A 13,084-nucleotide genomic window follows, 5' to 3' on the forward strand; every position below is an offset into this window, starting at 1 on the left:
CACGCTGTGCAAAACAGCCACGACCTGTCAGTGTGGTGCATGCCCGGAACTCGCGTCGCGCTTACGGCGACCAGGGCCCGCGGGGCCTAACGTAACTCCACGACGGCATCGATCTCGACCAGCGCGTTGGCGGGCAAGGACGCGACATTGACCGCCGTGCGGACATGGCGCCCCGCGTTCCCGTAAAGATCGATGAACAGCTGCGAAGCGCCGTTTACGATCAATGGGCCGTCACCATAGCCCGGCGGCGCCGCGACAAAGCCCCCCAGCCGCACCACCTCGGCCACGCTGTCGAGCGCCCCGGTCAATTGCTTGATGCAGAACAACAGGTTCAGCGCGCACATGCGCGCGGCCGCCTGCCCCTTGGCCAGATCGAACCCGTCGCCCACGGGGCCGAAATACTGCGGCACGCCCTCCCACTCGCAGATCTGGCCGGACAGGAACAGCAGGTTTCCGGTGATCTTGCCGGGTAGGAACAGCGCGCGCGAAGGGGCCGAGGGCGGCAGCGCCAGCCCAAGCGCGTGCAGGCGGGCCTCGACCGGGCAGGTCATGCCGTTACCGGCGGGCGGGCGGCCATATCGGCGGCAATTCCGATGGCGAGCCGGATCAGCGACAGGTCGGACCCGCGCGGTGCGATCAGCGAGACGCCATAGGGCGCGCCATCCACGCGGCCCGCGGGCAGCACCACCTGCGGCAGCCCCGCCAGCCCCGCGACGCAGAGCAGCCGCATCGCCCGGTGGCGGTAGCCGTCGAACACCTCGACAGGCGCGTCCAGCCGGAAGGGCGGCGCGTGCGTCACCGGGGCCAGCAGCACGCCATCACGTCCCAACAAGGCATCGACATGGGCGCGGAAGGCGGCGCGGGCGGCCTCACCTTCGGCGATTTCTGCGCCGGTCAGCGCCTCGGCCGCGTCGGCGCGCCCGTCGATGCCGCGCACCAGCGGCATGCCCGAGGACCGGATGAAGGGCACCACATCGCGTTTCGCATCCGCCCCCATAGTGGTCAGGAAGGTCTGGTAGACCGCGTCGATCCCGCCGGGGTAAAGGCCCTGCAAGGGTGCGGCGTCGATCCCGGCAAAGGCGTCCTCGATCACGCGGCGGGGGGCTGCGTCCAGTTCGCCCAGCATCTCGACCGGACTCAGGTAGCGCGGCGCGTCGACGGGGGCGTCGTCGGTGAGCAGCACGGCCATCGCGCGCAGGAGTGTCTCGCCGTCGCGGGCGAATATCCCGCAGGAATCGTAGCTGTGGGCCAGCGGCTGCACGCCATCGAGCGAAATGCGCCCGTGGGTGGGCCGCATCCCCCAGATGCCGCAGAAGCTGGCGGGCGCGCGGACCGAGCCGCCGGTATCAGTGCCGAGTGCGATGTCGCAAAGCCCACCCGCCACCGCGACGGCAGACCCCGACGACGACCCGCCGGGGATGCGGTCGGGCGCGGCGGGGTTCACCGGCGTGCCGAAATGCGCGTTCATGCCATACATCGACCAGGCGAGTTCATCGGTGTTGGTCTTGCCGACGAAGGCCGCGCCCGCGTCCAGCAGCGCCTGCACGGCGGGTGCGTTCTGTTCCTTTACCCCGCTCATGGCCAGCGCCAAGGGGCAGCCCGACCCGGTGCGGTAGCCGGCGACGTCGAATATGTCCTTCACCCCGAGCGTCAGGCCGGCCAGCGGGCCGTCCACGGCGTTTGCGACAGGCACGGGCGGATAGGGCATGAAACAGCGGTAGGGGTCGGTCTCGATCAGCATCGGGGCTGCTCCTATTCGGCGGGCACGGTCTCGTCGGCCCGCAGGCAGGCCACGCGGCGGCGGTCGGCGAGAGACAGGAAGGGCGGCAGGCCCTCGCGGCAAGCGTCCATCGCCTTCGGGCAGCGCGGGGCGAAGGGACAGGCCATTGGCGCAACCTCGAGTGCGGGCGGCGCGCCGGGGATGGCGTTCAGCCGCGCGCCGCGGTCCACGTCGTGCAGGTTGGCGGCCAGGAGCCCCTGGGTGTAGGGGTGGCGCGCGTCGCGGATGATCTGGTGCGTGGTGCCTTCCTCGACGATCTGGCCGGCATACATCACCGCGATGCGTTCCGAGATTTCCACCGCCACGCCGATATCGTGGGTGACGAAGATAACGCCCATGCCGAATTCCCGCTGCAACTCGCGCAACAGCAGCAGGATCTGGATCTGCACCGTGGCGTCCAGCGCCGTGGTCGGCTCGTCGGCCAGTAAAAGGCGCGGCCGGCAAGCGAGCGCCAGCGCGATCATCACCCGCTGGCGCATGCCGCCCGACAGCTCGTGCGGGTAGTTGTGCAGCCGGCGGTTGGCCGAGGGGATGCGCACCCGGTCCAGCATGTCGAGCGCGACAGCCATGGCGTCGTCCTTGGACAGACCCTTGTGGCGCATCACCGTCTCGGCGATTTGGTGGCCGACGGTATAGACCGGGTCCAGCGCCAGCGCCGGTTCCTGGAACACCATCGACACCTCGCCGCCGCGGTAGCGTTGCAGGGCCCTGCCCCTGAGGGCGCGGATGTCGGTGCCGTTGACGTGGATGCGGCCCTCGATCTGCGTGCGTTTCGGCGGCAAGAGGCCCAGGAGCGCCTTGAGCGTCACCGACTTGCCCGAGCCGCTTTCGCCCAGCAGTGCGAGTGTTTCGCCCTGTTCCATCGACAGGCTGACGTTGTTGATCGCGTGGACCGTGCGCTTGCCGGTAAAGCGGATCGTGAGGTCGCTTATGTCCAGCAGCCGGGTCATTCCGGCACCCCCTGCCCTGCCTTTGGGTGACCCGAGGCCGGGTCGTGCAGGTGGCAGGCGACCATGTGTGCGGCGTTCCCGGGCAACCCGGCAAGGGTCGGCGCCTTGGCCTTGCAGATCTCGGCGGCAAATCGGCAGCGGGTGTGAAAGCGGCAGCCGGGCGGCGGATTGATCGGGTTGGGCGGATCGCCGGAAAGGGGCGGCTCGCTGGTGCGGTTGTCGGGGTCCATCGACGGCATCGCGGAAAAGAGGGACCGCGTGTAGGGGTGCGCCTGTTCGGCCCAGATGCTGTCGACGGGGGCGACCTCGACCACTTCGCCCAGATACATCACCAGGATGCGGTCCGAGATGTAGCGCACCACGTTCAGGTCGTGGCTTATGAAGATGTAGGTCAGCCCGAATTCCGCCCGCAGGTCCGACAACAGGTTCAGCACCTGCGCCTCGACCGACTTGTCCAGCGCCGACACCGCCTCGTCCAGCACCACGAGGCGCGGCGACATGGCGAGCGCGCGGGCGATGTTCACGCGCTGACGCTGGCCGCCCGAGAGTTCGTGCGGGTAGCGATGCGCGAAGCGGTCGGGGTCGAGGCCGACGCGGTCCATCATCTTGCGCGCCAGCCCGTCGGGGTCGGGCAGGCCCTGCACCCTTGCGCCGAAGGCCACCGAGGCGAGGATCGTCAGGCGCGGGTTCAGCGTGGCGTAGCTGTCCTGGAACACCATCTGCACGCCCTTGCGGAGGTCCTTGAGCGGCAGGTCGGGGCCGAGGGGCACCCCATCGAAGATGATCTCGCCGCGGTCCTTCGGCGTCAGGCCGATCAGGAGCTTGGCAGTGGTGGACTTGCCGCAGCCGGATTCGCCGACGATTCCCAGCGTCTCGCCTTTCCTGACCTCGAAGGACACGCCGTCCACCGCCTGCACCCGGGCCTGGGTCCGGCCCAGCAGGCCGCCGCGCACCGGAAAGTGCTTTTGCAACGCGCGCACGATCAGCAGGGGCTGCGCCGGGCCGCCGGTGTCGGGCTGCGGGATGTAGGCGTCAGTCGCGGACATTCATCGCACTCCTCAGACCGTCGCTCAGCAGGTTCAGGCAGAGCGAGGTGACGAAGATCATCACGCCGGGCAGCGCCGAAAGCCACGGGTCGACGTAGATCGCCGAGCGCAGCGTGTTCAGCATCAGCCCCCATTCCGGTTCCGGCGGGCGCACGCCGATGCCGAGGAACGACAGCCCCGCGGCGAGGATCATGCAGACACTGGTCAGCGAGGTCGCATAGACGAAGATCGGCGAGAGGACATTGCCGATGACGTGCACGCGGATCACCGTCCAGGCACTGGCCCCGGTGGCGCGGGCCGCGTCGATGTAATCCAGCGCGCGCACGCCCGAGGTCACCGCCTCGGCCACGCGGGTGATGGGCGGGATGAACACGATGGTCAGCGAAACCAGGGAATTCACGATGCCCGCGCCCAGCGCGCCGGAAATCGCGATGGCCAGCAGCACGGAAGGAAAGGCGAAGAACACGTCGACGGTGCGCATGATGATGGTGTTGGTCAGCCCGCCGACATAGCCCGCGACGATCCCCAGCGCCGAGCCGATGAAGAAAGCCAGAACCACCGGCATCAGCCCGATGAACAGCGTCAGCCGCCCGCCATGGACCAGCCGCGCGAGCATGTCGCGGCCCTGTTCGTCGGTGCCGAGGATATGCCCCTCGGTCCCCAGTGGTTTCAGCCGCGCGATCATCGAGCCCTTGTAGGGATCGGCGAGACCAAGGAAGGGCGCGAATATCGCGGCGAGGATGAGCATCAGCAGCACCGCAGCGCAGAGCATGGTGATCGGGTCGCGCACCAGCCGCGCGCCGACACCCGCCCAATAGCCCTGCGGTTTGGCAACCGGGGCGCGGCCCGCAGGTGCATCCGCCGCGAAATCCGTCTGGGCCATGGCTCAGGTCCTCTGGATGCGGGGGTCGATGGCGGCCTGCGCCACGTCGACGATCAGGTTCATGGTCACGAAGAACAGCGCCAGCACCAGGATCGTGCCCTGCAAAAGCGGCAGGTCGCGCTGGAAGATCGCGTTCGACAAGAGGAAACCCGAGCCGGGCCAGTTGAACACCGCCTCGATCAGGATCGACCCGCCCAGCAGGTAACCCAGTTGCAGCCCCATCACCGAAAGCGCGGTGGCGGCGGCGTTGCGGGCGACGTGGCGAAGAACGTCGAAACGGCTCATCCCCTTGGCGTAAAGCGCCTGCACGAAATCCATCGTCAGGATGTCGCCCGCCAGCGCCCGCACGGTGTGCGCGACAATGCCGATGGGCACCACGGCCAGCGTGACGGCGGGCAGGATCAGGTGGCGCATATGCGCCCAGTCCCAGGCCCAGCTTTGCGACCCCCCAGGACCCGCCCCCATCGAGGGCAGCCAGCCGAGGTTCACCGAGAAGATGATGACCAGAACGATGCCCAGCCAGTAGTTCGGCACCGACACCCCCGTGATCGACAGCGCTGTCACCGCGCGGTCGGCCCAGGTGTCGCGGAAATATCCCGCGAGAAAGCCCAGCGCGGTGCCGATGGGAAAGGCGATGATCGCGGCGCTGACGGCCAGCAACAGGGAATTCTGCACAGCGCCGAACACCTCGGACGCGACGGGGCGTCCGGTGGCAATGGACTTGCCCATGTCGCCCTGCAGCAGGTTTCCGATCCAGATCGCGTATTGCACGGGCAACGGCTTGTCGAGGCCATAGGCCGCGCGCATGACGGCCTGTTCCTCGGCGGTGGCGTCGACCGGCATGATGGCCGTCAGCGGATCGCCGGGCGCGATCTGCACCAGCAGGAAACAGATCACCGAAACGCCGAAGGCCACCGGCAGGACGAGGATGAGACGACGGACGAGATAGGTCAGCACGGGCGTCGGGCTTTCAGGGGGAAATCAGGGGGCGCCCGCCCGCCCTTTGGGGCCGGGCGGGGGCGGCTGGTGTCACTCGTCCATCGTGATGGAGGAGAAGTTCTGGTACCAGTTCTGCGCCTGGACGAAGCCCTTGACCTTGGGCGACATCGCGCGCGGCGCCACGTCATGGGTGACGAACAGGAACAGCGCGTCGTTGACGTATTTCTCGTGCGTCTTCTGCAGCACGGCGTTCTGTTCCTCGGGGTCGAAGGTCGTCTTGATCTGGTCGAACAGCCCCTGCATCTCGTCATCGCAGTAATGGCCCCAGTTGGTGCCGTTCGGCGCGATCAGGTTGCAGTCGAGATGCCGGATAAGGCCGGTGAACGGGTCCTGGATGAAGTAGGTGAAGTTGATCGACTGCGCGCCCTCGACGGCCGGATCGGCCGCGCCCGCGCGCCACAGGTTGATCATCTGGTTCCACTCGACGACCATGAAGTCCACATCGATCCAGATTTCGGCCAGGCTTTGCTGAATGAACTCGTTCATCGGCAGCGGCAGCATCTGGCCCGAGCCCGAGGGCGAGATCAGCGCCTTCACGGCCAGGCGGTTGTCGGGACCGTAACCGGCCTTCTGCATAAGCGCCCTGGCGGCGTCGAGATCGTAGGAGGGGTCGAACTCGGGGTTGCCGAACCATTGCGAGGACGGCGGCAGGAAGCCCTTGGCCGGGACCATCAGCCCGCCCAGCAGCGGCATCATCGACTCGCGGTCGATCGCCATGTTCGCGGCCTTGCGCACCCGGATGTCGTTCCAGGGCGAGCCCTCCAGTCGCGACAGGTGCCAGGTCCAGTTGTGCGGATAGGCGTTCGACGAGATGACGAAGCCGTTGCCTTCCATGGCCGGAATGGTGTCGGGCGCGGGCGCCTCGATCCAGTCGACCTGGCCCGACATAAGCGCAGCCGAGCGCGCGTTCGGTTCGGGCAGCGGGATCAGTACCAGTTCATCCAGTTGCGGGATGCGAGTTTCGTCCCAGTACTCGGTGTTCGGCACCAGTACGGCCCGTTCGCGGGGGACGAATTCGGTCAGCTTCCACGGGCCGGTGCCCGAGGGTTGCAGCGCGACCTTTTCCCAGTCCTTGTCCAGAGCTTCCCAGTTGGCCTTGGAGGACATCAGGATCCACGCCAACTGGTAGGGCAACGTGGCGTCGGGGGCCTTGGTGGTGATGGTGAGCGTCAGATCGTCCACCGCCTCGTAACTGGCCACCGCCGGGATACGCGATTTGCCCTGCGCGGCCTGGCGCGAATCGTATTGCTCGGACGTGTCGTCGAGCAGCTTGTCGAGGTTCCAGACCACGACCTCGGCGGTCAGCGGCGAGCCGTCGTGAAAGGTCACGCCCTCGCGCAGCTTGAACGTCCAGGTCAGCTCGTCCTCGCCCACCGACCATTCGGTCGCCAGCCCCGGGATCAGCACGGAGGGCTTGTCGGCGCTGGTCAGGTCCCATTCGATCAGCGAATCGTAGACCGTGTAGCCCATGAAGCGCATGCCCTCGCCGCCCTGGTCGGTCTGGCCGGTGGTCAGGGGGATGTCGGCGGCGGTCATGCCGACGCGCAGGGTCCCCTGGGCCTGGGCCAGCGTCCCGCAGAAAACGGCAGCGGCGGTGGCAAGGGCGCTGAAGCCCTTTCCGAGTTTTGACATGTGTACCTCTCTGCAATGCGCCGCGCATCGAGGCGCGGTCCTGTTGTCGGTACGGCCTCGATTGGCGCGCCCATGTCGCAAAGGTTGGCCAGCCAAGGTCGAGCCACGAAAGCCCGGAATCGTGTCAGCCCCGGGCGCAAGGCCCGGGAATCGTCGCTTCCGTGCAAAAAAATTGCGGCACTATGCCACAGCGCCGAAAAATGAGGCGCGCAAGAGGTGCGCCGTTACGGCTTCAGGGCGATGCCTGCGCCAGGATGTCTCGCATCTGGCGGGCTGCTGCGCGGATCGGTGCAACGAGGGGCACGGGCGCGCAGGATTCCAGGCGGTCAGCCGCTTCCCCCAACGGTCCACCGCCGATGATCACCGTCCGGGCGCCTGCCGCTGCCGCTTGCTCCGACGCCGCAAGAAGCGCCGTGTCCAGCGCGTCAGGGTCCGCCATCAGGTCGATCGGATCGCCCTCGGTCAGATAACAGCCGAGGTAGGTGGCGTTTTCGGCACAGCCTTGCATCAGCGCGTCGATCCGCCCCTGCAGCCCGGCTGTGATCGTAACCACGGCGAAACGTCCCGCCTGTCGGGCCTCGCACGCGGCGGCCTCACCGATGCCGATCACCGGGCAGGCCAGCCGGCGCGCAAGAGCGTCCCGCCCCGGATCGCCGAAGGCCGACACGATGACACCCCGGACGGCGGGAAGGTCGGCGCCGGCAACGACAAGGGCCGCTGCGTCAAGCGCCGCCTCGGTCACGATGATTTCCGGCCCTCGGGGCGCGGTCCAACCCGTTATCCCCGGAAGGATATCCGCCGCGATACGGACCATGGCCGCCGTCGTGGCCATGTTGGTGTTCGGGTTCATCAGAAGGACCGGCGTCATGGAGATCCCTTCGGAGGCGGAACCTTCGCGTTAAGGGATCGTCCATAACCTGGAAGGCTTTGTCCATCACCGCGGGCATGGAAACTTCCCACTGGATGCGTTCGCCCCCTGACTGCGGCGCCCCCCAATAACGCGGCAGGAATGCCGGTTTTTCATAACGGCTCCCAATGGAAATTGGGCGATGGCATCACCACCGGGACAGGGCGACCCGGCGCAGGAGCCGCACACGGCCAAAGACCGAAATGCGGCGGTCATCTTTCGCAGCCGCGGTTGACGCCCCTGTGCAAAAGAAAGGCCCCCTCCGATGCAGAGGGGGCCAGGGTCGTCGATCAGGCTCTGTGCTTACCGCTCGATGCACTTTGGCTTTGCCTGGGCCATCTCGACGTCAAAGGCGAGCGCACCCGCCTTGGATCTGGTTTGAGGCATCCGGCGGCCGATCTGGAACTTCGCCTTCACCGCAGATGATAGTCGTGCGCGCAGGTTTCCACGCGCCCTTACGGTGCGGACTGGCCTGCGGAAGTCGGCGGACGAAGCGATACATACGCCTCGCCTCGGCTGGGGGTATCCCCCAGGCCGGAAAGCTTTCGGCAGGCCTGGGAGTGTATTTTCCAAAGGGCAAGGCCCCTGCCCTTGTTCAGCTACACCCGCTCGTCGCGCCGCAGGTATTGCATTTCATGCAGGTGCCGTTGCGGACCAGCGTGTAGTTGCCGCATTCACCGCAGGGGTCGCCCTCGTAGCCCTGCATCTTGGCCTTGGTGCGGGCATCCATCGCCGTTGCGGTCGCGATGCCGGCCTCGGGCACCATGGTCTGCAGCGCGGCCATCGGGTCGGCGGCGGTGTCCAGCGCGGTCGCACCGATCCCGCCCTGCAGCACCACCAGTTCCTGCGGCAGGCGCTTGCGAAGGTAGCCGGTCGAACTGATCTGTTTCAGCACCTCGAGCGACTTGGAGGCCGCACTTTCCGATACGGGCGAGACGTTGGTGATCTTGCCCTCCTGATCGCCATTTCCAAGATCGTCGAAAGCCGCACCGGTGGGTTTCACATGGGCCAGGTCCGTCCGGTCCAGATAGCTGACCGCCAATTCCCGGAAGATGTAGTCGAGGATCGAAGTGGCGTTCTTGATGCTGTCATTGCCCTGTACCATCCCCGCCGGTTCGAACCGGGTGAAGGTGAAGGCCTCGACGAACTCTTCCAGCGGCACGCCGTATTGCAGGCCGACAGAGACGGCGATGGCGAAGTTGTTCATCATCGCCCGGAAGCCCGCGCCCTCCTTGTGCATGTCGATGAAGATCTCGCCCAGCGAGCCATCCTGGTACTCGCCGGTGCGCAGATAGACCTTGTGACCGCCGACGATGGCCTTTTGCGTGTACCCCTTGCGCCGTTCGGGCAGCTTTTCGCGATGGCTGCGGACGATTTCCTTGACCACGACCTTTTCGACGATCTTCTCGGCCAGCACCTGCGCCTTTTCGGCCGGGCTGCCGGAGGCGAGGATTTCCTCGGCCTCCTCGTCGTCCTCGACGAGGGACGCGGCCAGCGGCTGCGAAAGTTTCGAACCGTCGCGATAGAGCGCGTTGGCCTTCACCCCCAGCGACCACGAGAGTTCATAGGCCGACAGGCAGTCCTCGATGGTGGCGTCATTGGGCATGTTGATCGTTTTCGAGATCGCGCCCGAGATGAAGCTTTGCGCCGCGGCCATCATGTGGATGTGGCTTTGGACCGAGAGGAAGCGTTTGCCTTTCTTGCCGCAGGGGTTGGCGCAGTCGAAGACGTGGTAATGGGCCGGGTCCAGATGCGGCGCCCCTTCCAGCGTCATCGTCCCGCAGACATGGTCGTTCGCGGCCTCAATTTCTGCGCGGGAAAAGCCCAGGTGCCGCAACATGTCAAAGCTGGGATCGTTCAGCTTGGCCGCCGGAATGCCCAGCACGTCCTTGCAGAACGCCTCGCCCAGGGTCCACTGGTTGAACACGAAGCGGATGTCGAAGGCCGACGGCAGCGCCGCCTCGATCTTGTCCAGTTCCGCCTGCCCGAAGCCATGGCCGATCAGCGCGGTGTGGTTGATGCCGGGGCAGTTGCCCAACGAGCCATGGCCGACCGCATAGGCGACGATTTCCTCGATCTGCGCGGGGCCATAGCCCAGCGTTTCCAGCGCCGCCGGCACCGAGCGGTTGATGATCTTGAAGTAACCGCCGCCTGCCAGCTTCTTGAACTTGACCAGGGCGAAGTCGGGTTCGATGCCGGTGGTATCGCAATCCATCACCAGCCCGATCGTGCCTGTGGGCGCGATCACGGACACCTGCGCGTTGCGGTAGCCATGCTTTTCGCCCAGCGCCAGCGCCTCGTCCCATGCGCCCATGGCCAGTTCCACCAACCGCGGGTCGGGACAATGGGCGTGGTCAAGCGCGACCGGCTTGACCGCCAGTCCCTCGTAACCGTCCTGTTCGGCCCGCGCTGCGCGGCGATGGTTGCGGATCACCCGCAACATGTTGTCGGCGTTGCGCGCGTGTCCCGGGAAGGCGCCGAGTTCGCCCGCGATTTCCGCCGAGGTGGCATAGGCGATGCCGGTCAGAATGGCGGTCAGCGCACCGCACAGCGCCCGGCCCTCGGCACTGTCATAGCCGAGGCCCATGTTCATCAAGAGTCCGCCGATATTTGCGTAGCCAAGGCCCAGCGTCCGGAAATCGTAGGAAAGTTGAGCGATTTCCTTGGACGGAAATTGCGCCATCATCACGCTGATTTCCAGCGTCAGGGTCCAGAGCCGCGTGGCATGGACGTAATCCTCGGCCTGGAAGACACCGTCACGATGGAACGTCAACAGGTTCATCGACGCCAGGTTGCAGGCCGTATCGTCGAGGAACATGTATTCCGAACACGGGTTCGAGGCGCGGATCTGGCCGTCGGCCGGGCACGTGTGCCAGGCATTGATCGTGTCGTGGAACTGGATGCCGGGATCGGCGCAGGACCACGCGGCGTGGCCGACCTGGTCCCACAGTTCGCGCGCCTTGACGGTCCGGGCCACCTTGCCATCGGTGCGGCGGATCAGTTCCCAATCGGCATCTTCCTTGACCGCCCGCAGGAAGGCATCTGTTACGCGCACCGAGTTGTTCGAGTTCTGCCCGGACACCGTGGCATAGGCTTCGCTGTCCCAGTCGGTGTCGTAGGTCGGGAACTCGATCGAGCCATAGCCCTGCCGCGCGTAGTCCAGCACGCGCTTGACATAGGCCTCGGGGATCAGGGCCTTTTTCGCCGCGCGGATCGCGGATTTGAGCCCATCGTTCACCTTGGGATCATAGGCGTCCGTTTCCTTGCCATCCCAGGCGCGGATCGCGGCGAAAATCGCGTTCAGATGCAGTTCGTGCTGCTTCGACCCGGCGACGAGGCTGGCGACTTTCTGTTCCTCGATCACCTTCCAGTTGATGAATTCCTCGATGTCGGGGTGATCCATGTCGCAGATCACCATCTTGGCCGCGCGCCGGGTCGTGCCGCCCGACTTGATCGCGCCGGCCGCCCGGTCGCCGATACGCAGAAAGCCCATCAGGCCCGACGACTTGCCGCCACCCGACAGCTTTTCGCCCTCGGCGCGCAGCCCCGAGAAATTGGTGCCGGTGCCCGAGCCATATTTGAACAGCCGTGCCTCACGCACCCACAGGTCCATGATGCCGCCCTCGTTCACCAGGTCATCGGCGACGGACTGGATGAAACAGGCATGCGGCTGGGGGTGTTCGTAAGAGGATTTCGACTTGGTCAGCTTACCGGTCTTGTAATCGACGTAGAAATGCCCCTGCCCCGGACCGTCGATGCCATAGGCCCAGTGCAGACCCGTGTTGAACCATTGCGGGCTGTTCGGCGCGGCCATCTGCGTGGCCAGCATGTAGCGCATTTCGTCGAAATAGGCGCGCGCATCGGACTCCGAGGTAAAGTAGCCGCCCTTCCAGCCCCAGTAGGCCCACGCACCGGCCAGCCGGTCGAACACCTGCGTAGCCTTCGTTTCGCCGCCATAACGCTTATCCTCGGGAAGATCGGCCAACGCGGCTTCGTCGGCGACCGAGCGCCACAGGAATTCCGGCACGTCCTTTTCGCGCACCTTCTTCAAACGCGCGGGCACGCCGGCCTTGCGAAAGTATTTCTGCGCGATGACATCGCTTGCGACCTGGCTCCAGCCCGCGGGCACCTCGACCTCGTCCAGCCGGAACACGATGGTGCCGTCGGGATTGCGAATCTCCGACGTGGTCGTGGTGAACTCGATCGCGCCATAGGCGCCGGTTTCTTCGGTGGTGAATCTGCGTTCGATCTTCATGTTTCTGCCCCATCCAGTCCTGTCGGGATCGCCTCCGCCACCCTGGCGGTCTGCCCCGAAACCCTTGCCGCCGAACCAAACACACCCTACCCGGCCGCCACCTGCGGCCAGCTTGCGCCCGCGTCCTGCGCCTGCGCTGCATTTTCCGGTCTGTTCCGCTCCGCGCTGCCACTAGATGTAGTGTTATCGCGCCCGGCCAACACAAGCTGACGTATATGACCACAATCGGTCAACGGTATTTTTAAGTTTATCCTCAAGTTTTTGGGGTTGACCGTGCTGCCGGGTAACGGACGGGTGATTCATGGGTAAACACTTGCGTGGGCCACCGCGCGGGCGCATTGGCAGAAAATCGCCGGGTTCAAGGGGCTTACAGCCCTGAGTTGTGGGCCACAGCTGCCAAACGGGCCTTTTGGACTGCGCGGCACGGTAACGAAAATTAATGGATGTTCCGGGGGTTAAGGGCGGCTGCGAAAGAGAATCGATCGCGCTGATCGGACAGCTTTGGCCGCTTGCTGGTCGGGGCGGCGGGATTCGAACCCACGACCTTCGGTACCCAAAACCGACGCGCTACCAGGCTGCGCTACGCCCCGTGGCCGCCTCAATAACGCCGTGCGGCGCCCAAGGGAAGGGAC

9 protein-coding genes and 1 tRNA gene are annotated in these 13,084 nt (G+C 66.0%); all 10 read right to left on the bottom strand.

The window, feature by feature from the left end; genetic code table 11:
* Nucleotides 1–86: 86 nt before the first annotated feature.
* Nucleotides 87–551, bottom strand: a complete 465-nt coding sequence (locus tag EV662_RS06740; protein ID WP_132461393.1) for a RidA family protein — start codon at nt 549–551, stop codon at nt 87–89.
* On the bottom strand, nt 548–1,741 hold the full coding sequence (locus tag EV662_RS06745; protein ID WP_132461394.1) for an amidase: 1,194 nt from the start codon (nt 1,739–1,741) through the stop codon (nt 548–550). The genes EV662_RS06740 and EV662_RS06745 overlap by 4 nt, the downstream gene beginning before the upstream one ends.
* Before the next feature lie 11 nt (nt 1,742–1,752).
* Entirely contained in the window at nt 1,753–2,730 is a 978-nt protein-coding gene (locus EV662_RS06750; RefSeq protein WP_132461395.1) for an ABC transporter ATP-binding protein, read from the bottom strand.
* Nucleotides 2,727–3,776 (bottom strand): ABC transporter ATP-binding protein, encoded by a 1,050-nt coding sequence (locus EV662_RS06755; protein WP_132461396.1) that lies wholly within the window; start codon nt 3,774–3,776, stop codon nt 2,727–2,729. Before EV662_RS06755 ends, EV662_RS06750 begins: the two co-directional genes overlap by 4 nt.
* The gene (locus EV662_RS06760) at nt 3,763–4,659 is read right to left on the bottom strand and encodes an ABC transporter permease (protein WP_132461397.1); all 897 of its coding nucleotides are present in this window, start codon (nt 4,657–4,659) and stop codon (nt 3,763–3,765) included. The genes EV662_RS06755 and EV662_RS06760 overlap by 14 nt, the downstream gene beginning before the upstream one ends.
* Before the next feature lie 3 nt (nt 4,660–4,662).
* Nucleotides 4,663–5,616: an ABC transporter permease gene (locus EV662_RS06765; RefSeq protein ID WP_132461398.1), complete on the bottom strand. Its 954-nt coding sequence runs from the start codon at nt 5,614–5,616 to the stop codon at nt 4,663–4,665.
* Nucleotides 5,617–5,688: 72 nt separating this feature from the next.
* A complete protein-coding gene (locus EV662_RS06770; RefSeq protein ID WP_132461399.1) occupies nt 5,689–7,290 on the bottom strand; it encodes an ABC transporter substrate-binding protein in 1,602 nt (533 codons plus the stop codon).
* 232 nt (nt 7,291–7,522) lie between these two features.
* Nucleotides 7,523–8,158, bottom strand: a complete 636-nt coding sequence (locus tag EV662_RS06775) for an aspartate/glutamate racemase family protein (protein WP_132461400.1) — start codon at nt 8,156–8,158, stop codon at nt 7,523–7,525.
* A gap of 634 nt (nt 8,159–8,792) precedes the next feature.
* Entirely contained in the window at nt 8,793–12,452 is a 3,660-nt protein-coding gene (locus EV662_RS06780; RefSeq protein WP_132461401.1) for a vitamin B12-dependent ribonucleotide reductase, read from the bottom strand.
* 513 nt (nt 12,453–12,965) lie between these two features.
* A tRNA-Pro gene (locus EV662_RS06785) sits at nt 12,966–13,042 on the bottom strand.
* Nucleotides 13,043–13,084 lie beyond the last annotated feature (42 nt).

It is taken from the genome of Rhodovulum marinum, assembly GCF_004343075.1.
GTDB lineage: Bacteria > Pseudomonadota > Alphaproteobacteria > Rhodobacterales > Rhodobacteraceae > Rhodovulum > Rhodovulum marinum.

Bases quoted from the DNA above. Each gene is read 5' to 3' on its own strand.
- EV662_RS06740 (WP_132461393.1), bottom strand. From the start codon at position 551: ATGACCTGCCCGGTCGAGGCCCGCCTGCACGCGCTTGGGCTGGCGCTG.
- EV662_RS06745 (WP_132461394.1), bottom strand. From the start codon at position 1,741: ATGCTGATCGAGACCGACCCCTACCGCTGTTTCATGCCCTATCCGCCC.
- EV662_RS06750 (WP_132461395.1), bottom strand. From the start codon at position 2,730: ATGACCCGGCTGCTGGACATAAGCGACCTCACGATCCGCTTTACCGGC.
- EV662_RS06755 (WP_132461396.1), bottom strand. From the start codon at position 3,776: ATGTCCGCGACTGACGCCTACATCCCGCAGCCCGACACCGGCGGCCCG.
- EV662_RS06760 (WP_132461397.1), bottom strand. From the start codon at position 4,659: ATGGCCCAGACGGATTTCGCGGCGGATGCACCTGCGGGCCGCGCCCCG.
- EV662_RS06770 (WP_132461399.1), bottom strand. From the start codon at position 7,290: ATGTCAAAACTCGGAAAGGGCTTCAGCGCCCTTGCCACCGCCGCTGCC.
- EV662_RS06775 (WP_132461400.1), bottom strand. From the start codon at position 8,158: ATGACGCCGGTCCTTCTGATGAACCCGAACACCAACATGGCCACGACG.
- EV662_RS06780 (WP_132461401.1), bottom strand. From the start codon at position 12,452: ATGAAGATCGAACGCAGATTCACCACCGAAGAAACCGGCGCCTATGGC.